Genomic DNA, 22969 nt, shown 5'->3' with positions numbered 1-22969 from the left:
CCGACGGTCGGGATTGCGCCGGTCCCGGCCTTGCGGCGGCCGTCGCCGCCTTCTCCGAAACGGAGAGCGGCCCGCGGCGGCCGACCCGCGCATCCCCCTGACATCGTGAGCTGGGCGACGGCCTCAAGCGCGGATGGCGCTCAATCACTGAGGCGGGCGCACAGCGGCGCCTGTACCTGTCTCGGACGCGAACGTAGCTCATCGCGAGCGGCCGCTCAGAGATCCAGCGTAACCGTTCCGCGGGCCCGGGAGACGCAGGGCATCATCCGGTCCTGCCGCTTGACGACCGGTAGCACGACGTCGCGATGGATCACGGTGCCGCCGCGGTATCCGCACTCGCAGGAGCCGCACACGCCGATCTCGCAGGACGAGGGCATCGCGACGCCGTGTCGTCGCAGCATGTCGAGAAGCGAGACATCCGCAGGGACGTGAACGACCGCCCCCGTCGAGGCAATCAGCGCGTCGAAGGGTTCGGGTTTGTAGTTCTCGTCCGCCATCGGCACGAAGTGCTCGACATGCACGCGCTCCTCCGGCCACCCCGCAGCCGCCAGGCCGGCCTGCACGGCGTCCGTGAGCCCGTGCGGCCCGCAGGCATAGGCATGGATCCCGTCGCCCGGCGCCCCCAGGGCCGCGGGATCGAAGCGCGCACCTTCCGAAGAGAACCAGCAACGCAGCCGATCACCGCAGACCGCCCGCAACTCGGGCAGCAGAGGCGCCTGTTCGGCCGAACGCGCGCACACGTGGAGCGCGAAGTCGGCGCCGGTCGCGGCGAGGCGCCGGGCCATGGCGGCGAGCGGCGTCACGCCGATCCCGCCGCCGATCAGCAGATGGCGCCGCGCGTCGGGGGCGAGACCGAAATTGTTGCGCGGATGCGAGACGTGCGCGATGGCGCCCACGGTCAGGTTGGCATGCGTCCACAGGGAGCCGCCGCGACCCGCATCCTCACGCTTGATCGCCAGAACGTACCGGCCCCGGTCGGCCGGATCGCCGCAGAGCGAATATTGGCGCGTGCGGCCGTCCGGGAGGCGCAAGTCGACATGCGCGCCGGGCTCCCAGGACGGAAGCTCGGGGCGCTGCGGGTGTACGAGCGTCAGGCGCAGCACCTCCGGGGTGGTGGCGACGGCCTCCACCACCTTCAACTTCATGACGATGCGGGCGGACACCGGCTCAATCCACCAGCGCGATCGCGTCACCCGGGCGGATGATCCCGCCGCGCTCGATCTCGCAATTCAGGCCCGAGCGGTTGTAGAGCGGCAGGTAGACGGGCGATCCGAGCAGTTCCTCCAGATACTTGCACGGGAAGTTGAGGCGCCCGCCGCGCAGGATCACCGCACCCACGCGGAAGCGGCGCCCGACAAGGTGGTTGAGCGGCACGCCGCGCACCGTGAGATTCCTGCGGTGATCGATGGGCGCGAGATGGATGGGGCCGCCCTGGAGCGGCGGATCGTTGCGCGCGAGCGCGTCGAGCGCCTCCTGCTCGATGAGCGTCACCTCGCGGGTATCCGGCTTGGGCGAGTAGGTCCCCGTCCCGAGGAAGTAGCGGTCACCTTGGATGCCGCGGCCGGCGACGCACTGGGCCTCGGCCAGCTCCTCCATCTCGTAGCCGGCCGCCGGCGCGATATGGATGTTGAGCAGCGTGCCCTGCCAACCGGTCGCGCCGCCCGGCACGCCCGTCGCGACCGATCCGGCAGCGTGGGCGAAAGCCCCGACATGGCGGGGCACGGACGTGTCGCTCATCGTGCCGGCCCCGTCGCGAGCGCGATCGCCTCGACCTCGACCAGCGCATCGCGGGGCAGGCGTGCGACCTCGACGGTCGAGCGCGCCGGTGCGGCGCCGGGAAAGTGCTCGGCGTAGACGGCGTTCATGGCGGCGAAGTCGTTCATGTCCTTCAGGAACACGGTGGTCTTGGCCACGCTCGCGAGGCTGGCGCCTCCAGCTTCCAGGACCGCGGCGAGATTGGACAGCGAGCGGCGTGTCTGCGCTTCGATGCCCTCCGGGAACGCCCCCGTCGCCGGATCGATCGGCAATTGGCCCGAGGCGAACACGAGATCGCCGACGCGGGTCGCCTGGGCGTAGGGGCCGACGGCCGGGGCTGCGGCCTCCGTGGCGATGATGGTCCTGTCCAACTGCGTCTCCCGGTCTCGCGATGGCTTCCAGCTGTATTCCATTCCAGTGGACATACGTCCACTGTCTGAGGCGCGCTTCAAGCGCCGCGAAGCCCTTCAGTCGATCGGCCGTCGCGCCGTCTCGGGCGCCGCGAACGTCGCCACCAGCGTGATGCAGGCGAGCGCGATGAGGTAGGCCGAGATCGGCCACGTTGCGCCGCCGCTCCAGGCGAGCAGGGCCGCGGCGATCAGCGGCGTGAAGCCGCCGCTCAGCGCCGCGCCGACTTGGAAGCCGAGCGAGGCGCCGCTGTAGCGCAGGCGGGCGTCGAACAGTTCGGACATCCACGCCGCCCCGGTCCCGAACATGATGCCCTGCCCGAAGCTCAAGGCCACCGCGACGGTCAGCGTGATGATCGTCGGGTCGCGGGTGTCGAGGAGCGTGAACATCGGGAAGGCGAAGGCGATCGAGAACAGGCAGGCGGCGACGAACAGCGTCTTGCGCCCGTAGCAGTCGGACAGCCAGCCGAAGACGGGAATCGTGAAAAGCTCGATGATGGCGGCGATCAGGATGCCGTTCAGGATCACGCCGCGCGACAGGCCCAGCTGGCCGGTGACGTAGGAGATCGAGAACACGGTCACGACGCTGACGTAGGCGATCTCGGAGACCTTCAGGCCGACGGCCTTCAAGAACATGCCGGGATGCTCGGTGAGGATCTCCATGACCGGCAGCCGCGCCGTCACCGCCCGCTCCTTGATCCGCCGGAACGCCGGGGTCTCGTGAAGCCGCAGGCGGATGAACAGGCCGACGCCGACGAGGAGCGCGCTCGCCAGGAACGGGACGCGCCAGCCCCATGACAGGAACGCCGCCTCCGGCATCAGGCCGGTCAGCGCGAAGGCGCCGATCGAGAGGATCACGCCGATCGGGTATCCGAGCTGGACGATGCTCCCGAAGAAGCCGCGCCGTTCCGCCGGCACGCTCTCCACCACCATCAGCACGGCCCCGCCCCACTCGCCGCCGATGCCGATGCCCTGGACGAGGCGCAGGGCCACGAGGAGGATCGGCGCGAGGATGCCGATCTGCCCGTAGGTCGGCAAGCACCCGATCAGGAAGGTGCCGAGGCCCATGATCATCAGGGTCAGCGACAGCATCGCCTTGCGCCCGATCCTGTCGCCGAAATGGCCGAAGACCGCTCCGCCCAGCGGTCGGGCCAGGAACCCGACGGCGTAAGAGCCGAACGCCGCGATCGTGCCGACCACGGGGTCGATGCTGGGGAAGAACAGCTTGTTGAAGACGAGGGCGCTGGCCGTTCCGTAGATCAGGAAATCGTACCATTCGACGGTGGTGCCGATGACGCTCGACCAGACGATCTGGCGCCGTTCCGCGGTCGTGACCGCGCCGGACCCGGCGATCCGGATCGCCTCCGATGGCAGGACAGCGTCGGGCATGAGCGGGCATCCACTTTGAGAGATGAATTTCCACTCCGCCGGATACAAGCGGCGTGCCAACCGTCCTGGTCGGCCGTCCGGGCGCACCCCCATCGCCTGTGCTAAGCACCGACCGATCAGCCTCCAGCGCTCACCAACGAGGACATGGCCGGGGGATCGGGACGAGACGCGAATGACGATCACGGCAGAGGGGCGGCGGGTCCAGATCGAGGCTGAGACGCGCTCTCAGATCCAGGTGCTTGCCGAGGAGATCCGGCGCAGACGGAAGGAGCAGGATCTCTCCCTCGAAGCCTTGGCCTCCCTGTCCGGGGTGAGCCGCTCGATGATCTCGAAGATCGAGCGCGGCGAGGCCGTGCCGTCGACGGCGATCCTCTCACGCCTCGCCGAGGCGCTGGGCGTGACCTTCTCCAGGCTGATGGCGCCCACCACCGAAGTGGAGGTGCTTCTGATCCCGGCCTCCCGCCAGCCGGTGCTGCGCGATGAGGCTTCGGGCTTCCTGCGCCGGTGCCTCTCTCCGGTGCTGCCTGGCCGTGGGATCGATTGGGTGCTCAATACGCTCCCGCCGGGCGCAACCACGGGAGAGTTCGTCGCCCACCGCCGCGGCGTGTCGGAGTACATCTTCGTCCTGAAGGGACGCCTGCGCGCCACGATCGGCGATCGTGCGGTCGTGGTCGAAGAGGGCGACAGCTTGTATTTCGAGGCTGATGCCGGGCACGCCTTCACCAATCTCGGAGCGGAGGCGTGCCAGTATTTCCTGGTGATCGACGCCACGCGGCTGCGCTGAGGCTTCGCCGTCGAAAGTGCGGCGCGCTCGGCTGAAGCGTGCCGATGTGGCCGTCGACCGACGGACGGCGATCGTCGGGACCCGCACATCTTGAGGATGGCAGACCACCGGGTAGGCCAACGCGCTGTCGCGAGCGAGGCGGAGGGGCGTGCGGGCCGCCCGTCCTCCAGATAGTTCTCGATCGGCGCCGTACGGCCCAGAGCCAAACCGTGACCCGCCAGAGCCACGCGATAGGCCACCGCGGAACCGTCCCTGGCCGCCCCAGAACCACGTGGGTCGCCGAGCCGCCGCCATGCACGGAAGCGATCAGAACCGCGAGACCGTGCTGTCGGAGGTGGCGGGGGGCCGCAACGGGTGGCCGCCGTCTTGTCCTTGCCAGCCCGCGCCAACAGCATTGCGGGGGCCGGCGTGCTGCGCGTCGACGTGGTCGGGCGGCGTGAGCCTCTGCAGCCGACGATCCCGCACTTCACACGCTCAAGTCTGCACCGCTGCCTTGAGCACCCAGGCATCGCGCGGCGCCCCGAGGTCGGTGGCGACAAGCCGCGATGGGCCAAGTTCAAGCGCTAATCCGATCCGCTACGTCCACAGCGATCTTGCGGAGGTGCACACCGAGCCGGGATGGACGCGCCCTCCCGGTTCACGCAGAACCCGAACCACCAAATCCCGGGACCGAAGATCTAACTGCGGATATCCTTCTTCGTCACGAAGTTGAAGTTCTCAACCATAACGTCCTTGACGATCTCGGAGCCCAGCCGCTCATTGACCCGGTGCTTGATCTCGTCCAGGCGCTTGTTGATGTCGTATTTCTTGAGGTTGCGAAAGTCGAGGTCGCCATCGGCATAGATCTGACGGAACGCTTCATCCAGGACGAAAGGCGCGGGGGTCACCCCCGCCCCTTTGATCAGATGCGCCTCGGCCGTGAAGATGATCGTGGCGAGGATGTAGCCCTGAACGCTTCCTTCGGCGATGATCGGAATGTTGAGCGGCCGCAGCTTCTGATAGCTCAGTCCCTCCAGGTACTCCTCGGCTTTCGGCTTCGGCAGGTCCGGCATCCAGGTGATCACCGCGTAGCTGGACAGCGCCGTGATCGTGCAGATCCAGAGACCGGTGAGGACGATTCGGGTCACGCGCGGTCACTCCTGATAGCGTAGGGCGGCCGAGTAGGTGCCGTCGGATTCCGCGCTCTGGATCATGGTCGAGACGATATCCGAGACCTCCTGCATGGCGCGCAGGTGGATGCCCAGGAGCTCGTGATTGCGCCGGAGCTTGGCGCGGACCCGTTCCAGGCCGTCGATCTCCGCGGGATTGAGAGCTGTCGCGTCCATGGCCCGGCCGAGACGCGCGAGCTCCACCAGGCTCTGGCTCTTGCGGCGGTTGAACTCATCCTGATCCCGCAGGTCGTGCACCGTCAGCGCGGCGGTCTCCGCTTCGATTGTGGCCTCGAGGCGATTGAGGGTCGACAGCAGCATGATCCTTGTCCGTTGAACGCGGCAGGCGAGACCGGCCTAGACCGTCGGCGTCCGGGTGGCGTGAGGCGCATCTGCGGCCTCGGGATGCGCGGCATCGATCATCTTGGCGATGCCGATGCCGCCGGCCTTGGCGAGCTGAGCGCCGAGCTGCTCGGCCAGCATCGACTTCCAGATCGAGCCGGCATTGCCCTTGCCGAAGACGGCCGAGGCCCCTTGAGGAAGCATGGATTCGACAAAGGTCTGCAGGACGAAGGCCTCGAACTGCTGGGCCGGGCTCCCCTTCGCCCGCGGAGCCGGAAGCGTTGCGGCCGTCCGGAAACGGGTCAGCACGGCGTCGGCGCTCGGCTGCGGCGCGACCGGGACGCCGGTCCGAAGGCTCGAGGCTGTGCCCAGCGCAGCCGCGAAATCTCCGGAGGAGGCCTGCGTGAGCTTGGTCACGGCCGCCTGATAGCGGGTCGGATCGGCGGCACGCGCCACGTCGAGGACGATATCGGAAGGCGGTTGGACGCTCACAGCGCGCTCGTATCCAGGGGGGCGTGACCGCGACAGGTCTGGTCCACGGTATCGGCCGAATCCGTCGCGGTTGCGGACAAGCTCAGTCCACCCGCGAAGCTAACCGGCCTGGCTGACCGGAGGCTTGCCGCGCGGGATCGGTGAGGCGGTCGAGCCGCTCGGCCCAATCGCGCTTTTCCAGGTGGTGCCGGTGCTCGTCTTCGAGGCGGCCGGCCCATAACTCGGTGCGCTTGTGCCGGCTGGCCCGGTCGCGGAGCTGCTGCGCGGAGACGTCCCGCTCCGCGCGCAGATCCTGCGCCGCGACCGCGAGGGCCTTGAGGCGGCCGACCGACGTGGCGCGGATCGGCTCGTGGAAGGCCGAGGTCTCGTTGAGCACGCGAATCAGATCTTCCTGGGCTCTGTCGGCCGCCCGGACCTGCTGCTCCAAGGCGGCCAGTTCCCGTTCCGCGAGCCGGTGCAGGCGTTCCTGCAGGCGAAGGAGCCGCCGCGTGCGGTGCAGCCGTGTCTGCATGTCAGCCCCTTCTGAGCCAGTGCTCGTATTCGAGGATGAACTGACCGAGCATGTCGCTGGACAGGACCATCAGCAGGAGAAGGCCGCCGCAGAGGATGAACGGCGTCGCGATGAAGAACACCGGGATCTGAGGCGTGAGCTTGTTGGCGAGACCCAGGGCGAGGTTCACGATCACCGAATAGACGATGAACGGGCTCGTCAGGCGCAGGGCCACGATGAAGGCCGCGGTGGTCCGATCGACGAGACCACTCAGCATCGGCCGGGCGCCGAACGGATTGCCGGCCGGGATGCGGTCGTAGGAGGCGACGAGGCCGCGGAACAGCTCCCAATGCAGGTCCAGGGTGAAGATCAGGACCGTCGCCGTCATCATGATCAGCGAGCCGGTCAGCGAGGCCGCCTCGTTGTCGGCGACCGGGTTCCCGGGGATACCCCCGAGGCCGATCATCGTCGCCAGGCCGTTCACTATCGTCTCGAGTGCAAAATAGAAGGACCGGCCGAAGAAGCCGATGGCGAGGCCGGTGAGCGTCTCGCATCCGATCCACCAGAAGGTGTCGGCCGGCGCGGCGTTCCGCAGGCCCGCGCTGAATTTCGGAAGGAGCAGGGGCGCGACCGCCAGGGTCACCGTCAGGGCGATGAGCAGGCGGATGTGCGACGCCACCCGTGTGCTGGACAAGCCCGGGGTGACCAGAAGGCAGCCGCCGATGCGGCAGAAGATCACGAAGACCCCCAGGATCGTCTCAGGAATCATCGGCAGTCAGGAGATCGTGCCGAGCGACTTGATCTCGACCCCGCGGGCGATCTCGACATGCGACAGCACCGCGACCGTCGGGAACAGCCGCTCGATGATCATCCGCACGTAGCTGCGGACCTCCGGTGCGGTGACCAGGGCGAATTTGTGGGCGGTCTTCATGTGAGCCCGGATCGCTTCCGAGGCCTCGACGCCGAACTGCTCGATCAGCCGCGGGTCGATGTCGACCTCGACCACGTCGCCCTTGCTGTCGCGCTTGAGACCCTGGTGGAAGGTCAGGTCCCAGCGGCTGCCGAGCCGCAGCACACTGAGGACCCCGTTCTCCGCGAGATCGCCGCAGATCTGCTGCGCGATCCGCAGCCGGACATGCTCCGCGATCTGCTCCGCCCGGCGCGCGTGCGGGACGATCTCGGCAATGGCCTCGATGACCAAGTGCAGGTTCCGGATCGAGACCCGCTCGGCCAGCAGCAGCTTGAGGACGGCCTGAAGACCTGAATACGAGATCTGCGACGGGCAGATCTCGTCGACCAGGCGCTTGTACTCACCATCCAGGCGATCGATGAGCATCCGCAGGTCCTTGTAGGAGAGGAGCTGCGGCAGGTTGTTGCGGATGACCTCGCTGACATGCGTCAGCATGACCGAGTGCCAGTCGATCGGGCTGAAGCCCTCGCGCCGCGCCTCCTGGGCGTAGGTGTCCGGCACCCACACGGCGCGCATGCCGAAGGCCGGCTCGCGCACCTCCTCGCCCGTGAGGGCGGGCATCGGGCCGTCGCCCACGACGATCATCATCTCGCCGGGGCGGACCTGCTGCGCCGCGATGACGGTCCCGTGGATTGCGATCTCGTAGCTCTTGCTCGGCACGGAGGCCGATTCGATCAGCTTGATGTCCGGGACCACGAACCCGTATTGCTGCGCGAATTTCCGGCGCATCCGACCGACCCGATGGGCCAGCTCCTGCTGTGCGGGCTGCATCTGCACGGCGAGGTGCTTGCCAAGCCGCAGCTCGATCTCTGCCGTCTTCAGCGATTCTCTCACGGCCTCGCTGTCCTGGCGTTCGAGAAGCAGCTGCCGCTCCCTGGCCTGCGTTGCGGCCTCGACCTTCGATTGCGCCTCTGCGAGCCGCCGCGGGATCAGGTAGGCCACGGTGCCCATCAGGACACTCAGGATTGCGAAGGGCACGAACGGCATCCCGGGCATGATCGCGAAGACCGCCATCAATCCGGCTGCGACGAACAATGCCCGCGGATAGGCGCCGAGCTGGCCGAGGATCGCCTGCTCCGCAGTCCCGCGGGTCCCGCCTTTGGAGACCAGGAGGCCTGCGGCCAGCGACACGATCAGCGCCGGGATCTGCGAGACCAGGCCGTCGCCCACCGAGAGCTTGGTGAAGACGTCGGCGGCCTTCGCCAGCGGCAGGCTGTGGCGGGTGACGCCGATGATGATCCCGCCAAAGATGTTGACCACGATGACGATCAGGCTGGCGACCGCCTCGCCGCGCACGAATTTCGAGGCGCCGTCCATGGACCCGAAGAACGCGCTCTCCTCCTCGAGTTCGCGCCGCCGCCGCTGCGCCTCCTTATCGTCGATGAGGCCCGCCGAGAGATCGGCGTCGATCGCCATCTGCTTGCCCGGGATCGCGTCGAGGGTGAAGCGGGCCCCGACCTCGGCAATGCGGGTCGCGCCCTTGGTGATCACCAGGAAGTTCACCGTGATCAGGATGGCGAACACGACCAGGCCGATCACGAAGTCGCCGCTCATGACGAACTGCGAGAAGCCCTGGATGACGTGGCCCGCCGCATCGACGCCCGCGTCTCCGTTGGAGAGGATTAACCGCGTCGTCGCGATCCCGAGGGCGAGGCGCAGGAGCGTGGCGATCAGCAGAATCGTCGGGAAGGACGAGAATTCGAGCGGCTTCTGGATCCAGAGCGCCACCATCAGGATCAGTACGGACAGCGCGATGGACAGCGCCAGCCCGATGTCGATCAGCACCGCCGGAACGGGCAGAAACAGCACCGCAAGGATCGCGATGATCCCGACGGCGAACCAGACATCCCGCCGAACGCGACCGTCCGGCGCGAGGGCTTCTAGGGCCGCTGCCACGCTCTCAACCCTCTCAATCTCGCTCGTGCATCTGCATCATCAAGCTTGCGCCTGGATTGCTCCGGCCGCCCTCACGCTCCGACAAGACGACCCGGAGGCCGCGCTCGCAGTCCCGGGACGGCTCAGAAGCCGGAGATGATCCGGCCGTAGACCATCTCGGTGAAGGCGTAGATCTGGCCACCCATGAAGGAGCCTGTGACGATCATCACGATCAGGACCACCACGATCTTCGGGACGAAGGTCAGGGTGACTTCCTGAATCTGGGTGAGCGCCTGGAATAGAGCGATCAGGACGCCCACAACCATCGCTGCACCGACCGCGGGCCCGGACGCGACGATGATGGTCCAGATGGCGGACCGGACGAGCTCGAGAGCGTCAACCTCGTTCATGAGATCAGCCGAGGACAGTCGGAGGAGCCGACGTTACAATCTTGGCTCGGCGGAACTGAATGTTCCGGAACCAGCGTACGCGCGAACAGGGTCACGTCAGGCTCTCATGTCCACGAAAAATAGCCTGTCGCGCACCGCCACTGCACCGCACGTCGTTCTTCCTCACGACGTGGTCTCGGAAGCACGGGGTTGCAGGACGGCTCGAGGCTCGGGCGCCGCCATTCCGAAACGGACCAGCCTTTGCCGTCGGCGTTCCTCAGCTCGCGGAGGATCCCGTTCTACGAGACGGTCATGCCGGGTTCGTACGGAACGTCCTTGCCGTTATCGAGATGAGCGAGCAACCCGTTATTGGCCACCTGGACAGAGACGACCGTGCCGGTGACCGACTTGTCGGCAGAGGTCACCGTGTGACCAACCAGATTTCCAGCTTGCGACAACGTCGAGGATGTCAGGAGCGCGTCGAGCTTGCTGTTGATGTTCACGCTCTGCTCGACCTGCGAGAATGTCGCGAGCTGCCCCATATACTCTGTCGATTTCATCGGATCGGTCGGGTTCTGGTTCTTCATCTGAGCCAGAAGGAGCTTGAGGAAATTGTCGTAGTTCAGCGTCGTCTGCTTCGCGGCAGCAGCGGTGCGGTCCGGCGTCTTAGTCGACAGGGACTGAGGGGCGATATTCGTAGCGGATACAGGCATGGTTCGATCTCCATCCGATTTGGATGCTTGTGCCTCGCGACGCCTCAGGCAACCTGATGGGTCAGCGCGTTCATGGGCTGAGGCGATGGCGGGCTTTCCGGCTCGAAGAGTCCCCGCAGGATTCGCAGCGCTTCGAACGGCCGGCCGGAATCAAGGAAGGATCGGGCCGTACCGAGGGAAGACACGGCATTGGAGCCAGGATTCTGGGCGATGATCGCGCTGTCGACCTCGTCGTAGGCCTGCCGGACCTGACCCGCATTGCTCGGGTCGATCAGCATGGCCTGCGCGATGAAATAAAGCTGACGTATCGGCGTGGTCGCTTGTTCGGCCTGTAGAACGTGTGCCTCCAAGAGGAAGGTCGCGTCGTTGAGCAGCTCGATCGTCACCTTGCGGTCGACACGGAGAACAGCCCCGTTGATGAAGATCCGCTCGTGGCCGCGCAGGCTGAGATTGATGGAGCGGCTCATTGGAGACCGTCGCGAATCAGCGTGTTGACGTAGATCAGCGGTTCGAACCCGCTCGCGTCGCCGCGGAGGATCTGGTCGGTCCGGCTCATGTTCCACAAGCCGATCGAGATCAGGTCAGCCCGCAACTCCTTGGGCAGGCCGTTCTCGGGATTCGCGAGATCGTCGATCAGGAGGCTCCAGAGACGCTGCAGGAAGCTGGTCGCTTCCCGGCGCAGCTCCTCGGGCGCATCGGCCGCCTCTGCCCGCTTCATCAGGCTGATGGCGCGGTCGAAAGCCGCGCGTTCGCGCTCCCGGGCAAGGGCGGGCGAGTCGTCCATCATCTCCGCGTAGGACGCGCCATACATTGCAAGTATGCCTCTTTGACGGTGATCAGATTGGTTTTTGAGTAATATTATTTGGCAAATGTCGGATAGATTTGCCTGTTTTTAGATTTTTTCCGATCAGATGTAATCCAGCAGGCTCAGCTTGCTGACTTGACCGGCCAGAGAATAGGCAACTTTGAGCTGCGCCTCCAGATTCTGGGTTCGGGTGGCCACCTCTTCCAAGTCGACGGCTTCGAGTTTCCCGAACCCCTCTGTCATGATGTTCTTCTGCACGTCGATCTGTTTGCCGACGGTGCCGATCCGCGCTTGGACGACGCCGATATCCGCCTGGATGTCTTTGACCCCCAAGGTCCCAGCGTTCGCCAGGCTGCGCAATTTGTCATAGACGACATTCTGCGTAGCGGGACCCAGGCTGGCCAACCCGATATCGGACGCCAAGGTGTACATCATCGCGAGTTGCCGCAGCGGCTGAGCATTGGCGTTGACGGAACTCTCAACCGTCTCATTGCGGGTGATATCGCTCTTGATATTGACGTCTGATGCCGAAGACCAGTTTTGTTTCCATTGATTGTCTTCAAAAAGCTGCGCAAAGCGGCCGCCATCCTGAAGGAAATGCTCCATCTGGGCGGGTGTGATGTTGCTTGTGTCCGGCTGTGTGCCGGGCGGGAAGTGGAACTCATTCGTGAAGGCTTGCTGAAAGGCTGTTTTGGCGGCCGATTGCGGCGACGCTTCGTAATCGGCAATCGGACGCTGTCCCGTGTTGATGCCACCGAACAGGTACTGGCCGCCGGTCGACGTGTTCAGGTCGCCGATCAAGGCCGTGAGCTTGGTGGCCGCCATCTGCGCGACGACGGTCCCGCTGGTATCGGTCAGCTTTCCGGGCGTCGTCAGCGCGAGAAACGCTTCACCGTCCGTGCGGACGCGGTCGAGCGCGTGGTAAGAACTGTCAAGCCGCACACCGGTCAGCCCGTTGCGCCTGCTCTGAGCATCGAGATTGTCGACCTCCTGCCGCAGGTTGAGGCTGAGCCCCGTCCTGTAGCCCAGCTCGAGGCCGACATCGGCGTAGCGGCCCTTCGAACTCTCGGCGACAGCCTTGTCGAGGTCGGCCTGAATCCGGGACACATTGGATCGCGGCGTCTTGAGGAACGTCGCTGTGGAGATGAAGCTCGCTTTCATGAGGCTACCTCACCGCGTCGAGGAGTGTTTGCAGCATCGCGTTGACCGTCGCGATGAGCTTCGCCGAGGCGGCGTAGGACTTCTCGAGCTGGAGCATCGTGGCGACCTCGTCGTCGCGGTTCACGTCCGTGGCGTTCGAGAGCGCGGTCGACGCGCTGTCCAGGAAGGCGGATTCGTTGTCGACCTGGACCGAGGCGGCTTTGCGGGCTGCCTCCAGCCAGCTTGCCGAGGCCCCGGCCGCCGTCTGCAGGGACGTCGACAGCGGCAGCTCCGAGTCGGACGGGAAGGCGCGATCCGCGCCCAGCGCCGACCGAAGGGCGACCAAGTGAGCCGTGAACGAGGCCGCGTTCGTGCTGTTGTACAGGTACTGCGCGCCCGCGTTCATCCCGCCGTCGCGCAGCGTGAACGGATTGCCGCTCTGTTCGGGATCGGCGGCCGGGTTCACGCGGATCGTGCTCGCCAGGCCGACGGCTCCCGCCGCCGGCAAGGCCGGATGCCCGCCATCGGTGAGCAGACCCGCCAGGGCGGTCCCGCTCGCGACGTTGTTGTCCGTCTCGGCAAAGGCGTTGATCAACCCGCCGGCGATCGCGTCGAGCTGCTTCTGATACGTGATCGCGATCTCGTCGCGCACGGCGACCTCCCCGACGATCCGCCCGGCCTGGAGCGGCATGACGGCGCCGTTACCGCTGACCTGGACTCCGTCGATGAGCACGGCCTTGCCGATCGTTCCTGCCGCGAAGACTGCGGTCGGGTCGAACGTCACGCGTCGCGGCCCCTGTTCGTAGAGCGGCGATCCATTGTCGGCGTAGATCGCCATGTCGTTGTCGGCGCGGACGGCCGTGCTGATGCCGATCTCCTTGGACAGCTGCGCGAGGATCTTGTCCCGCCTGTCGAGGGCATCGCTGATATCGACCTTGCGCGCCGTGCCGAGCACCACCTCCTTGTTGGCCTTGTCGAACTGCGCGAGCAGGTCGTTGATCGTCTTGACCGAGTTGTCGATCTCCTCATCGGCACGCGCCCGCGTGGACTGGACCGTGCTGCTGGCCTGGTTCAGGGATCGGGCGAGATCCTTCGCGGCGGCAACGGCCGCCTTCGCCAGGTTGATGTCGTCGGGCTTGTTGGCGGCGTCGCCGAGAGCCACGTTCAACGCGCTGATCTTGGCGGAGATCGAGCGGCCGGCCTCGGTATCGCCCACCGTGTCTTCCAGGCTCGTGAGCCCGTCCAGGACCGCTTGGCGGCTGGCCAGTTCCGACGTGCTGCCGACCATCCGATCGAACAGGAACGTGTTGCTGGCGCGCGTGATCACGACCCGGACCGGGCCGTCGGTCGTGACCAGCGACGTGATCTTCCGCGAGTACGACGGATCGTTCACGCCCGCGATATTGCGGGACACGACGTCCGTCTGGACCGCATTGGCCTGGAGAGACCCACGGGCGGCATTCAGTGCGACGGAGAGGCCCATCTCGAAAGTCCCCTAGCCCGCCGTCAGCGCTTGAGATTCACGAGGAGCTCGAGCATTTCCGAGCCAGTTTGGAAGACCTTCGAATTCGCCCCGTAGCTGGTCTGCGCCTCGATCATCGTCGCGAGCTCGTTGCCGAGATCGACGTTCGAGTTCTCGAGCATGTTCGACTCGATCGCCCCGCGACCGCCGATGCTGGCGAAGCCGAGCTGCGGCTCGCCGGAGGTCGGACTGGTCTCGAACACGTTCCCCGACCGCGGAGTCAGCTGATCCGGGCTGGCCACCGTCGCCAGGGGAATGCGGTAGGCCGCGGCCTTCGTCTTGTCGGCGTAGATGGCGTAGACCGTCCCGTCGGACCCGATCTCCGAGTCGACCACGTCCTTCGCCGCGCTGCCATTGGCGCTGCCCTGGAACTGGAAGTCGGAGGCGAGCTGCGTCAGGTTCTTGAAGTCGAAGGTGAAATTCTTGCCGTTGGGGATGGTGAAATTCAGATTGGGAGACCCCTGCAATTGGCCATTCACAAATGTAAGGGGGCTGGTGGCCAGCGGTGTCCCCGGGAAGTTGCCGGGCACGCTGTGGTCGTAAGCTGAAACCTGCCACGTATTGGCCGCCGTCTTCCAGAAATACAGGTCGACCTGGACGGGATTTCCGAGATTGTCGAAGGTGGTGAAGTTCGTCGCCTTCGAGTAATTGGGCCCGACCGTGGTGATCGGCGCGTTGCTGTCCAGATTGGCCTTGCTGATGCCGCCCAGGGTCGACGGACGCGCCTGCATCGACATGGTGGCCAGATTGACGGGCACTAAGCCGTTGTAGCTGTTCATGGATGGGCTCGGATCGCCCGCGGCCAAGCTGTAGCCCATCAGGTGCATGCCGGCCGCGTTGACCAGGTCACCGCTCGGTTGCACGACTTGGAAATTCCCGGCGCGCGTCAGGGCGTATCGGCCGCCCTCGTCCTTCACGACGAAGAACCCGTTCCCCTTGATCGCGAGATCGGTCGCCGACGTGGTCGCCGTGCTCGTGCCCTCGCTGGTGATCATGTGGCGGACCACGGTGTCGACGGAGCCGGAATTGTACGATCCGGGGCTCGAGTCGATCAGGAGCGACGAGAACTCTGTCGCGGATCTCTTGTAGCCGGTCGTATTCTGATTCTGGATGTTGTCCGCGACCGTTCCCAGACGGTTTGTCTGGGCGTTCATCCCGGACACACCGCTGTTTAGCACCCCATACAGACCCATGACGAGATTCCCCGTTGTCTGATACCGTTGCGTTACTCAGATCAGCACTCGCTTGCGCGAAGCTTTCGGCGCTGCGTTCCTGGGCCGGGCGGCTGGGCCGGCGCGTCGGCCCAGCTCAGCCGCGGAGCGCGTTCGCGAGTTCGAGGAAGGCGTCCAGGCTCTGCGGCTCCGTCGGATCCTGACGCAGGGCGCCGTAGATCTTCGGCACCAGGGCGACCGCCTGATCGAGTTCGGGGTCGGCGCCCATCGTGTAGCTGCCCATGAGGCGCAGGTCCCGCGAATCCTCAAAGCGCGCGATCAGGCTCTTGAGGGTGCGCACGAGCTCGCGCTGCTGCGGCGTCCAGACCAGGTCGGCCAAGCGGGAGATCGAGCCCAGCAGGTCGATCGCCGGATAGCGGCCCTGGTCGGCGATGGCCCGGTCGAGCACGATGTGTCCGTCGAGGGTGCCGCGGATGCTATCGGCCACGGGATCGTTGTGGTCGTCCCCGTCGATCAGGACCGAGAAGATGCCGGTGATCGTGCCCTCGCCTTCGCGTCCCGGCCCGGCCCGCTCCAGCAGGCGCGGCAGATCGCCGAAGACGCTCGGCGGGTAACCGCGCGCCACGGGCGGCTCGCCGGCCGCGAGCGCCACCTCCCGAGCCGCGTGGGCGAAGCGCGTCACCGAATCGAGCACGAGCAGGACGGATTGGCCCTGGTCCCGGAAATATTCAGCGACCGCGAAGGCGAGCTTCGGCGCCTGTCGGCGCATCATCGGACTCTCGTCGCCTGTGGCGACCACGACGACCGCGCGCGATCGGCTGTCCTGGATCGGACCCTCCAGGAACTCCCGGACCTCGCGCCCACGCTCACCCACCAGCGCGACCACGACGGCGTCGAAACCGGAGCAGCGGGCGAGCATCGACAGCAGCGTCGTCTTGCCGACCCCCGAGCCCGCGAAGATGCCGATGCGTTGGGCCGTGCAGAGCGGCGTGAACAGATCCAGGGCCCGGACGCCGGTCCGGAGCGGGCTCTCCACCCGGGAGCGGAGCATCGCGGGCGGCGGATCGGCGTCCAGCGGCATGGCTCGGCTGCCTCTGGGAAGCTCACCCTTCCCGTCGATCGGTTGCCCGAAGGCATTGACGACGCGGTCCTTCCAGCCCTCGCAGGGCCGGGGGCTGGCAGCCGGCACCCGGTACGCCGGCGCGCCCAGACCGACCTCGATCCGGCCCTCGAACGGCTTGAGGATCACGCCCGCTTCGTCGATCCGCACCACCTCGCCCTCGATCGGTCGGTCCACGCCCTCGATGCGCATGCGGTCGCCGAGCCGCAGCAGCGGCAGGTCGATGCGGACGCGGCAATGGCCGAAGCCGATTTCCCGCACGGATCCGCCGATCCGCACGAGAGGATGGGTGTCGCGGTCTTCCAGCGCGTCCGCGAGGCGGTCGAGCGCGTTCATCCTGAAATCCGCATTGCCGGGTCCCGAGGCATCCGGCGGCCTACGCGGATGGGCCGAGGCCGCGGATCGCGTCCTGCAGCGACGATTCCGACTCCGCCACGGCCGCCGCTGCACTTTGGAAGGTGCGCGTGATCTCGATCAGCCGTGACATCTCCATGATCGGGTTGACGTTGGCCCCTTCCTGGAAGCCCTGCTGAACCCGAACGGTGGTCTCGTCGCGCTGGTTGAAGTCGAGGATCGGCCGACCCGGGATGTCCGACGTCACCGCGCCGCCGGCGACGCGCGTGAGCTTGGCGGCCGGATCGAGGCGGAACACGCCGAGCGCGCCGACCTGGTTGGTGCCCTGGGATATGATCCCGTCCTGACCGATCGTGAGCGGCGCCCCTTCCGGATCGACCGTCAGGGGCGACCCGCCGGGATCCAGGATCGCGCGCCCGTTGAGATCCTGGAGGTCGCCCGCCGCCGTGACCTGCATGCGGCCGTCCCGGGTATAGACGGGACCCCGCGGTCCCCGCACGGCCAGCCAGCCGTCGCCCTGAAGGCCGACATCGAGGGGCGAGTCCGTCTTGGTCAGCGGACCGGCCTTGCGCGACAGAAACGTCTCGCCCGGCGTCGAGAAGGCCACCTCGCGGTGCCCGGCCTGGGACAGGATCGTCTCGAACTTCACTTCCTCCGCGCGGTAGCCGGCCGTCCCCAGATTGGCGACGTTGGTCGCCACCGTGTTCAGGCGCTGTTCCAGTGCGACCTGGGCGGACAGGGTGACGTAGAGTGACGATTGCATGTCAGCGGCCTCCCTGCCGGATGCCCTGCAGCTTGAGAATGACGTCCGGGTCGAGGCCAGAACCGGAGCCGTTCAGCAGCGACAGCGCCGGTGTCGACGCCGTGTCGTTCTTCGCGTCCCACAGGATGGTGAAGCGCTTGATGAACTGATCGAGCTTGGCCGGATCCTTGAGGCTCGCGATATTGAACTTGCGGTTGATCAGGCTCGCCTGCCCGTCGATGCTGCTCTTTGCCGCTTCAGGCGGAAGGCCGAGCGTGGTCCGAACGACTTCGGCCAAGGCCGGGTCGGCCAGGAAGCCGTACGCGGATGTCACGGTCGGTGCCTTGCGCCGGAAATACAGGGCGAGCCTCACGCCCTCGTTCTCGTTGCCGGCCTCCGTCTCGAGCGTCTTCTGGACATAGGCATCGACCGTAGCCGTGCGGCTTGCATGCCGCGCATCCTTGAACCGATCGAGCAGCTGGCTGAGCTTCTTGGGATCCTGCAGGCTCGCGACATCGAGTTTCTTGTCGATCAGCTTGGCCTGCTCATCGGGCCGCCTCGCGCTGGTGTCAGCGGGGAGGCCGAGCGCGGCCACGACCACGTCCGTCAGCGCCGGATCTGCGACGATGTCCTTAGCTGCGTGGACAGCGCTGGCCTTGTCTCGGAAATACTGCGACTGCTTCTCGAGCTCGGCATCCGAGTCGGCGTAGGTTCCGGTCGGCCGGAAGTACGGATCGACAACGGAGTTTCTGCCCTCATAGCGAATTTCTATGAATTTGCTGATGAATGTGCTCAGCTTGTACGGGTCCTTGAATGTGTCAGGGTCCAATTTGCTCTGGATCTGCTCCTTTTTTGTCCACGTGTCGTCGTATTCGGACGCCGGCGGTAGGCCGACCGTCGTTCGGACAATCTCTGAGAGCTTGGAATCCTTCACAACGTCGTTCAGATCGACGCCGGCTTCCGACATGTCCTGAATGTATTTAACAGAACTTTGAGTCTGTGTGTCGTAGGCGGCTCTTTTTTCCGCCAAGCTCTGCTTCGGAGCCATCTTGTCGAGAATGTCTTGAATTTCGGGGTCGTCGGAATGCTCTATTCTGCTCGGATCGTCACCGAGAGTCCTGAAGTTGAAGGCGGCGGCGAAATCCCTGTAGCGCTCGTCCTGCAACCGGGTGACCAGGACACGGCCGTTCGCATCCGCCTCACCCAGGAGGACCTTCCTCATGAAGCCCTTGGCGTAGATCATGTCGTCGAGGCCGAACGCCTTCATGGCGAAGGTGTAGAGCCGGTTGTTTCCGAGAAAATCGTCAACCGTCTTGATCTGACCGATATGATCCTGAAAATACTTGATCTGGTTCTTCGATGCCGGCTCCGAGGCGGTCCGGCTCAGAGATTTCTGCAGATTTGCTGTGATCGATCGATAATCAGTGAAGGTCGAAAGCATGAGGCGGGTCCTTCATCTGCGGTTTCTCAGGATTCTAGGTTCGTGAGCTTGCCTGGACCTTGCTCGCCTCGGTTCTGTACACGCGGTGCTTGGGTGCGAGGTCGCCGCTCCAGCCCTGCGCAAGCATAGCGCTCTAGCCCGGGACCGATCGGAACGGGTTTGGGGGCGCGGCGCGTGGGTGTTGTCATCGGCTTGCTGATTGCGGTCGCCTGCGTCGGGGGCGGCTTCTCGGCGATGGGCGGCCACCTGATGGTGATCTGGCAGCCCTTCGAGTTCATCATTATCGGGGGGGCGGCCGCCGGTGCATACGCGGTGGCCAATTCCTCCAAGGTCGTCGTGGATACCGGCCGGGCCCTTCTGGAGGCGGCCCTCGGGCGGGTGCCGAAACGGGACGATTACCTGGCGCTGCTGGGCCTGCTGTTCGCGCTGACGCGGGAGCTGCGCTCCAAACCGCGCAACGAGGTGGAAAACCACCTGGAGAAACCCGATCAGTCCGAGATTTTCCGGGCCTATCCCCGGGTGACGCGGGACGAGGAGCTGACCCAGTTCATCTGCGATTACATCCGCCTCGTCCTGATCGGCAACGCGCGACCTTACGAGATCGAGGCGCTGATGGAGGAGGAGATCGCCACCCATCGCGGCGACAAGCTGAAGGTCTACAACGCGCTGATGAGCATGGCCGACGGGCTGCCGGCCCTGGGCATCGTGGCGGCGATCCTCGGCATCGTGAAGGCCATGGGCGCCCTCGACCAGTCGCCCGCTCTCCTGGGAAGCCTGATCGGCTCCGCGCTGGTGGGCACCTTCACGGGCATCTTCGCCTCCTACACGGTGGTGGCGCCGCTGGCCAACAAGGTGAAGGCCACCCGCGATGCGCAGGCGCGGGTCTACGTGATCGTGAAGCAGACCCTGCTGGCCTACATGAACGGCGCCCTCCCGCAAATTGCCGTCGAGCACGGCCGCAAGGCGATCACGGCGGCCTACCGGCCGACCATCGACGAGGTCGAGAACGCGACGATCACGGGCTTGCCGCGCGGCGAAACCGTCCTGCGTGAGGCGGCCTGATCATGGACCGTCAGCAAGTCGTCAACGACATCCGGGATCGGCTGCTGGACGCGGCCGGCCTCTCCCTCGAACGCCTGCCGATGCTGCACGTGATCCTCGACAGGGTCGCGACCTTCTGTGCGGATCAGCTTCGGCATTTCGCGGCCTCTCCGGTCTATTTCTCGCTGAGCAACGTGGAGAGCCAGCGCTTCGGGGACATCCTCGAGCCCTACGAGTCGAACGCGATCGCCGGCATCTTCCAGGCGCCGGAATGGGACAGCCATATCCTGGTCGGCTTCGACCGCGACTTCATCTTCACGATGGTCGAGGTCCTGTTCGGCTCCGACGGCTCCGAGCCGCCCCTCGACGAGGAGCGGTCGTTCTCGAACATCGAGATGCGGATCGCCCAGCGCCTGTTCGAGCAGATCGGCAAGGCGATGCAATCTGCCTTCGCGCTCGTGGCGGACACGCCGTTCAAGCTCGAGCGGACCGAGCTGCGGATGGATTTCGCGGTGATCGGCCGCCGGAACAACCAGGCGGTCGCGGCGAAATTCCTCCTGCAGGCGCTCAACCGCGGCGGCGAGATGTTCATCGTCATCCCGCAATCGGTCCTCAACCCGATGCGCCAGAGCCTGGCGCGCATCCTGGTCGGCGAGAGTTCGGCCCGGGATTCCCGGTGGACCCGGCAGATCGCCGGCGAGGTGCAGAAGACCCCGGTGACGCTGAAGGCGATCCTGGAGGAGAAGCACCTGACACTGGGCGCCATCGCCGCTCTGGAGGTCGGTCAGGTTCTGGAACTCCGGGCGACCCCCCGCAGCCGGGTCAAGCTCGTCGGCAACGACCGGGAGCTGTTCTGGTGCGATGTCGGGCAGGAGGATGGTGCGATCGTCCTGCGCGTGGACCGCTTCATCGATCAGGACCAGGAGTTTATCGATGATGTTCTCGCTCGCTGAGGCCCTGCTCTTCGCCGCGTTGGTCGCGACGACCGCCTGCCTCGTGCCGATGTACATGCGGCTGAAGCGGCTGGACCGCTATCATGCGCAGTATCGGGATATGGTGGATTGGAGCGCCTCCGCTCTGGTCGGCGCGAGCAATGCCGTCCAGTCCTTCGCTCAGGACGGGCGAGTCGTCCTCGAGGATCTCAGCCGGGAGATCGAATCCGCCAAGGCGGCGCTGGCCGAATTGCGGGCCGAGCGGGCCCGGTTGATGAGCTCCGCGCAATCCGCCGCCAGCCACGAGACCACGGTCGGAGGCAGCCTGACCAGCGCCTGACGCCGGTTGCCGGCACCAGAACCTCGCCGCCCGATGGGTGCCGGTTTCGGCGACCCGCAGTGCGGACCTTCCCTTCGTTGAGGAGCACGTGATGTCCCCCCCCTCGGACCAGCCGAACGCCGAATCTGGGCATGAGAGCAGTCACAGCGAGAGCTTGTTCGCGAAGATCGAGGCGCAGGCCGAAGATCAGCGCGCGCAGGATGAGCGCCTGGGCAGCGGCCGAAACCTCGATTCCATCCTGCGGATCCCGGTCCTGATGCAGGTGGTCCTCGGCTCGGCCACGATGCCGGTCTCCAACCTGATGAAGCTGGGGCGGGGCGCGATCGTGCCCCTGGACCATCGCGTCGGCGAGCCTGTCGACGTGGTCGTGAACGGCCGGGTCATTGCCCGGGGCGAGGTGGTCGTGGTCGAGGACGACAACTCGCGTTTCGGCGTCTCGCTCACTGAGATCGTCGGCCCCGCCTCGGCCGATTCCAACGGCTGACAGGAAGCATCGCCATGGCCGCAGGCACCGTGACCACGGTTGGTCGAAGAGTCCTGACGCCCGCCGAGGAGGTTGCGGCCGTCCTCATCGCGATGAGCAAGGACACGGCCAGCCGCCTCGTCAAGTATTTCGACAGTGCCGAGCTGAAGCAGATCACCCGCGCAGTCTCGCAGCTCGGGCCGGTTCCGCGGACGCAGCTCGAAGCCATCGTCGAGCAGCTCGCCGCCTTCTTCGCCGACGGCGCCAACCTGATCGGGACGGCCCGCCAGATGGAGAAGCTGCTGGAGGGTGTCCTGCCGCCCGATCAGATCGCCGACATCATGTCGGACGTGCTCGGCGCCGGCGAACGCTCGATCTGGGACCGGATCTCCAACGGCTCCGAGGCTGCCTTGGCGGGCTACCTGATCAAGGAGCACCCGCAGACGGCGGCCCTCATCCTGTCGAAGGTCAAGCCGGCCTGCGCCGCCAAGGTGATGGCGCAGCTGCCGGCCCCGATCCGCAACGGCATCATGCGGCGGATGCTGACGTTCAAGCCGATCGTCGATGCGACCATGAAGATGATCGAGCAGACGATCCATGAGGACTTCATGATCAATCTGGCGCGCAACGCCGCGGCGGATACCCATTCGCGGATGGCGGACATCATCAACAAGATGGAGCGCCAGAGCATGGAGGAGGTTCTGGATAACCTCACCCAGTCGCGTCCGAAATCGGCCGAGATCCTGAAGAGCCTGCTCTTCACCTTCGACGACATCATCCATATGACGCCGCGGGCGCGCACGACGCTGTTCGACCAGATCCCGCACGAGAAGGTCATTCTCGCGCTGAAGGGCACCAGCGGCCAGCTGCGGAACGTCGTGCTGAGCGCCCTGACCGCCCGCGCCCGGCGCCTCGTCGAGCACGAGCTGGAGGGCGGCGAGCCCGCCTCGCAGCGGGACGTGCTGGAGGCCCGCCGCGCCATCACCGATCAGGCCCTCGAAATGGCGGCGCGCGGCGAGATCGAGCTCAGTCCGAGCGATTCGGACGAGACGTACTTCCGCTAGCGCCGTTCCGGCTCGGGGATGGCCCTGAGCTTCCCTTCTGACGCGTCCTCTCCGCCGAAGCGGTCGCCGGCCCGGCGGG

26 protein-coding genes and 1 pseudogene are annotated in these 22969 nt (G+C 66.0%); 7 read left to right on the top strand and 20 right to left on the bottom strand.

Translation table 11 applies throughout. The features are described from left to right. Positions 1–215 precede the first annotated feature (215 nt). The 4 genes from AC3WSN_RS06445 to AC3WSN_RS06430 all read right to left on the bottom strand — a co-directional run bounded on the left by AC3WSN_RS06445 (position 216) and on the right by AC3WSN_RS06430 (position 3551). The gene (locus AC3WSN_RS06445) at positions 216–1163 is read right to left on the bottom strand and encodes a PDR/VanB family oxidoreductase (RefSeq protein WP_492536789.1); all 948 of its coding nucleotides are present in this window, start codon (positions 1161–1163) and stop codon (positions 216–218) included. A 4-nt stretch (positions 1164–1167) separates the two neighbouring features. Then, positions 1168–1737 (bottom strand): MOSC domain-containing protein, encoded by a 570-nt coding sequence (locus tag AC3WSN_RS06440; RefSeq protein WP_492536788.1) that lies wholly within the window; start codon positions 1735–1737, stop codon positions 1168–1170. Continuing rightward, positions 1734–2126, bottom strand: a complete 393-nt coding sequence (locus AC3WSN_RS06435) for a Rid family detoxifying hydrolase (protein WP_192711194.1) — start codon at positions 2124–2126, stop codon at positions 1734–1736. Before AC3WSN_RS06435 ends, AC3WSN_RS06440 begins: the two co-directional genes overlap by 4 nt. A 96-nt stretch (positions 2127–2222) precedes the next feature. Next, positions 2223–3551: an MFS transporter gene (locus AC3WSN_RS06430; RefSeq protein WP_492536787.1), complete on the bottom strand. Its 1329-nt coding sequence runs from the start codon at positions 3549–3551 to the stop codon at positions 2223–2225. Positions 3552–3723: 172 nt separating this feature from the next. On the opposite strand from AC3WSN_RS06430, the gene AC3WSN_RS06425 reads away from it, so the two are divergent. After that, the gene (locus AC3WSN_RS06425) at positions 3724–4335 is read left to right on the top strand and encodes a helix-turn-helix domain-containing protein (protein ID WP_192711192.1); all 612 of its coding nucleotides are present in this window, start codon (positions 3724–3726) and stop codon (positions 4333–4335) included. Positions 4336–4779: 444 nt separating this feature from the next. Next, positions 4780–4954: pseudogene (locus tag AC3WSN_RS06420) on the top strand (IS481 family transposase); the annotation flags it as partial. Between the two features lie 58 nt (positions 4955–5012). Here AC3WSN_RS06420 and AC3WSN_RS06415 read toward each other — a convergent pair. From AC3WSN_RS06415 to AC3WSN_RS06340, 16 genes are all read right to left on the bottom strand, one after another. Beyond that, positions 5013–5462: a hypothetical protein gene (locus AC3WSN_RS06415; protein ID WP_192711190.1), complete on the bottom strand. Its 450-nt coding sequence runs from the start codon at positions 5460–5462 to the stop codon at positions 5013–5015. A 6-nt stretch (positions 5463–5468) separates the two neighbouring features. Further along, positions 5469–5804 (bottom strand): flagellar protein FlgN, encoded by a 336-nt coding sequence (locus AC3WSN_RS06410; protein ID WP_492536786.1) that lies wholly within the window; start codon positions 5802–5804, stop codon positions 5469–5471. Between the two features lie 36 nt (positions 5805–5840). Further along, positions 5841–6317, bottom strand: coding sequence for a rod-binding protein (locus AC3WSN_RS06405; RefSeq protein ID WP_192711188.1), 477 nt, complete (start codon positions 6315–6317; stop codon positions 5841–5843). A gap of 82 nt (positions 6318–6399) precedes the next feature. Further along, positions 6400–6828: a hypothetical protein gene (locus AC3WSN_RS06400; protein WP_492536785.1), complete on the bottom strand. Its 429-nt coding sequence runs from the start codon at positions 6826–6828 to the stop codon at positions 6400–6402. Position 6829: 1 nt separating this feature from the next. Beyond that, positions 6830–7576 (bottom strand): flagellar biosynthesis protein FliR, encoded by a 747-nt coding sequence (gene fliR / locus AC3WSN_RS06395; RefSeq protein WP_492536784.1) that lies wholly within the window; start codon positions 7574–7576, stop codon positions 6830–6832. Positions 7577–7582: 6 nt separating this feature from the next. After that, a complete protein-coding gene (gene flhA, locus AC3WSN_RS06390; RefSeq protein ID WP_492536783.1) occupies positions 7583–9673 on the bottom strand; it encodes a flagellar biosynthesis protein FlhA in 2091 nt (696 codons plus the stop codon). Positions 9674–9795: 122 nt separating this feature from the next. Beyond that, positions 9796–10062 carry a flagellar biosynthesis protein FliQ gene (gene fliQ, locus AC3WSN_RS06385; protein ID WP_492536782.1) on the bottom strand — a complete coding sequence of 89 codons (267 nt, stop codon included), beginning with the start codon at positions 10060–10062 and terminating at the stop codon, positions 9796–9798. 278 nt (positions 10063–10340) lie between these two features. After that, on the bottom strand, positions 10341–10754 hold the full coding sequence (flgD, locus tag AC3WSN_RS06380; protein WP_192711183.1) for a flagellar hook assembly protein FlgD: 414 nt from the start codon (positions 10752–10754) through the stop codon (positions 10341–10343). A 44-nt stretch (positions 10755–10798) separates the two neighbouring features. After that, the gene (gene flbT, locus AC3WSN_RS06375; RefSeq protein WP_492536781.1) at positions 10799–11221 is read right to left on the bottom strand and encodes a flagellar biosynthesis repressor FlbT; all 423 of its coding nucleotides are present in this window, start codon (positions 11219–11221) and stop codon (positions 10799–10801) included. Beyond that, positions 11218–11565, bottom strand: a complete 348-nt coding sequence (gene flaF / locus AC3WSN_RS06370) for a flagellar biosynthesis regulator FlaF (RefSeq protein ID WP_492536780.1) — start codon at positions 11563–11565, stop codon at positions 11218–11220. Before flaF ends, flbT begins: the two co-directional genes overlap by 4 nt. A gap of 96 nt (positions 11566–11661) precedes the next feature. After that, on the bottom strand, positions 11662–12720 hold the full coding sequence (locus AC3WSN_RS06365) for a flagellar hook-associated family protein (protein ID WP_492536779.1): 1059 nt from the start codon (positions 12718–12720) through the stop codon (positions 11662–11664). 4 nt (positions 12721–12724) lie between these two features. After that, entirely contained in the window at positions 12725–14182 is a 1458-nt protein-coding gene (gene flgK, locus AC3WSN_RS06360; protein WP_492536778.1) for a flagellar hook-associated protein FlgK, read from the bottom strand. Between the two features lie 23 nt (positions 14183–14205). Then, positions 14206–15414, bottom strand: a complete 1209-nt coding sequence (locus AC3WSN_RS06355; protein ID WP_492536777.1) for a flagellar hook protein FlgE — start codon at positions 15412–15414, stop codon at positions 14206–14208. A gap of 115 nt (positions 15415–15529) precedes the next feature. Beyond that, positions 15530–16849, bottom strand: coding sequence for a flagellar protein export ATPase FliI (gene fliI / locus AC3WSN_RS06350; protein ID WP_492536776.1), 1320 nt, complete (start codon positions 16847–16849; stop codon positions 15530–15532). A 40-nt stretch (positions 16850–16889) separates the two neighbouring features. Next, the gene (gene flgF, locus AC3WSN_RS06345) at positions 16890–17630 is read right to left on the bottom strand and encodes a flagellar basal-body rod protein FlgF (protein ID WP_192711176.1); all 741 of its coding nucleotides are present in this window, start codon (positions 17628–17630) and stop codon (positions 16890–16892) included. Between the two features lies 1 nt (position 17631). Next, positions 17632–19050: a DUF1217 domain-containing protein gene (locus tag AC3WSN_RS06340; RefSeq protein WP_492536775.1), complete on the bottom strand. Its 1419-nt coding sequence runs from the start codon at positions 19048–19050 to the stop codon at positions 17632–17634. 174 nt (positions 19051–19224) lie between these two features. Here AC3WSN_RS06340 and motA point away from each other — a divergent pair, with 174 nt between their 5' ends. The 5 genes from motA to AC3WSN_RS06315 all read left to right on the top strand — a co-directional run bounded on the left by motA (position 19225) and on the right by AC3WSN_RS06315 (position 22890). Continuing rightward, a complete protein-coding gene (gene motA / locus AC3WSN_RS06335; RefSeq protein ID WP_492536774.1) occupies positions 19225–20112 on the top strand; it encodes a flagellar motor stator protein MotA in 888 nt (295 codons plus the stop codon). Between the two features lie 2 nt (positions 20113–20114). Next, entirely contained in the window at positions 20115–21044 is a 930-nt protein-coding gene (locus tag AC3WSN_RS06330) for a flagellar motor switch protein FliM (protein ID WP_192711173.1), read from the top strand. Further along, entirely contained in the window at positions 21025–21363 is a 339-nt protein-coding gene (locus tag AC3WSN_RS06325) for a hypothetical protein (RefSeq protein ID WP_373622434.1), read from the top strand. The genes AC3WSN_RS06330 and AC3WSN_RS06325 overlap by 20 nt, the downstream gene beginning before the upstream one ends. Positions 21364–21454: 91 nt before the next feature. Then, complete coding sequence (gene fliN / locus AC3WSN_RS06320) at positions 21455–21847, top strand: flagellar motor switch protein FliN (protein ID WP_492536773.1); 393 nt, start codon at positions 21455–21457, stop codon at positions 21845–21847. A 14-nt stretch (positions 21848–21861) separates the two neighbouring features. After that, on the top strand, positions 21862–22890 hold the full coding sequence (locus tag AC3WSN_RS06315) for a flagellar motor switch protein FliG (protein ID WP_192711171.1): 1029 nt from the start codon (positions 21862–21864) through the stop codon (positions 22888–22890). Positions 22891–22969: the final 79 nt, after the last annotated feature.

The sequence above is a fragment of the Methylobacterium sp. FW102-HT35C08 genome (assembly GCF_058790235.1).
This window is presented reverse-complemented; position numbering and strand designations above follow the sequence as displayed.

Coding starts and splice junctions, on each gene's coding strand:
- AC3WSN_RS06440 (WP_492536788.1), bottom strand. CDS start 1,737: ATGAGCGACACGTCCGTGCCCCGCCATGTCGGGGCTTTCGCCCACGCT.
- AC3WSN_RS06430 (WP_492536787.1), bottom strand. CDS start 3,551: ATGCCCGACGCTGTCCTGCCATCGGAGGCGATCCGGATCGCCGGGTCC.
- AC3WSN_RS06425 (WP_192711192.1), top strand. CDS start 3,724: ATGACGATCACGGCAGAGGGGCGGCGGGTCCAGATCGAGGCTGAGACG.
- AC3WSN_RS06410 (WP_492536786.1), bottom strand. CDS start 5,804: ATGCTGCTGTCGACCCTCAATCGCCTCGAGGCCACAATCGAAGCGGAG.
- AC3WSN_RS06400 (WP_492536785.1), bottom strand. CDS start 6,828: ATGCAGACACGGCTGCACCGCACGCGGCGGCTCCTTCGCCTGCAGGAA.
- fliR (WP_492536784.1), bottom strand. CDS start 7,576: ATGATTCCTGAGACGATCCTGGGGGTCTTCGTGATCTTCTGCCGCATC.
- fliQ (WP_492536782.1), bottom strand. CDS start 10,062: ATGAACGAGGTTGACGCTCTCGAGCTCGTCCGGTCCGCCATCTGGACC.
- flgD (WP_192711183.1), bottom strand. CDS start 10,754: ATGCCTGTATCCGCTACGAATATCGCCCCTCAGTCCCTGTCGACTAAG.
- flbT (WP_492536781.1), bottom strand. CDS start 11,221: ATGAGCCGCTCCATCAATCTCAGCCTGCGCGGCCACGAGCGGATCTTC.
- flaF (WP_492536780.1), bottom strand. CDS start 11,565: ATGTATGGCGCGTCCTACGCGGAGATGATGGACGACTCGCCCGCCCTT.
- AC3WSN_RS06365 (WP_492536779.1), bottom strand. CDS start 12,720: ATGAAAGCGAGCTTCATCTCCACAGCGACGTTCCTCAAGACGCCGCGA.
- flgK (WP_492536778.1), bottom strand. CDS start 14,182: ATGGGCCTCTCCGTCGCACTGAATGCCGCCCGTGGGTCTCTCCAGGCC.
- AC3WSN_RS06355 (WP_492536777.1), bottom strand. CDS start 15,414: ATGGGTCTGTATGGGGTGCTAAACAGCGGTGTGTCCGGGATGAACGCC.
- fliI (WP_492536776.1), bottom strand. CDS start 16,849: ATGAACGCGCTCGACCGCCTCGCGGACGCGCTGGAAGACCGCGACACC.
- flgF (WP_192711176.1), bottom strand. CDS start 17,630: ATGCAATCGTCACTCTACGTCACCCTGTCCGCCCAGGTCGCACTGGAA.
- AC3WSN_RS06340 (WP_492536775.1), bottom strand. CDS start 19,050: ATGCTTTCGACCTTCACTGATTATCGATCGATCACAGCAAATCTGCAG.
- AC3WSN_RS06330 (WP_192711173.1), top strand. CDS start 20,115: ATGGACCGTCAGCAAGTCGTCAACGACATCCGGGATCGGCTGCTGGAC.
- AC3WSN_RS06325 (WP_373622434.1), top strand. CDS start 21,025: ATGATGTTCTCGCTCGCTGAGGCCCTGCTCTTCGCCGCGTTGGTCGCG.
- fliN (WP_492536773.1), top strand. CDS start 21,455: ATGTCCCCCCCCTCGGACCAGCCGAACGCCGAATCTGGGCATGAGAGC.
- AC3WSN_RS06315 (WP_192711171.1), top strand. CDS start 21,862: ATGGCCGCAGGCACCGTGACCACGGTTGGTCGAAGAGTCCTGACGCCC.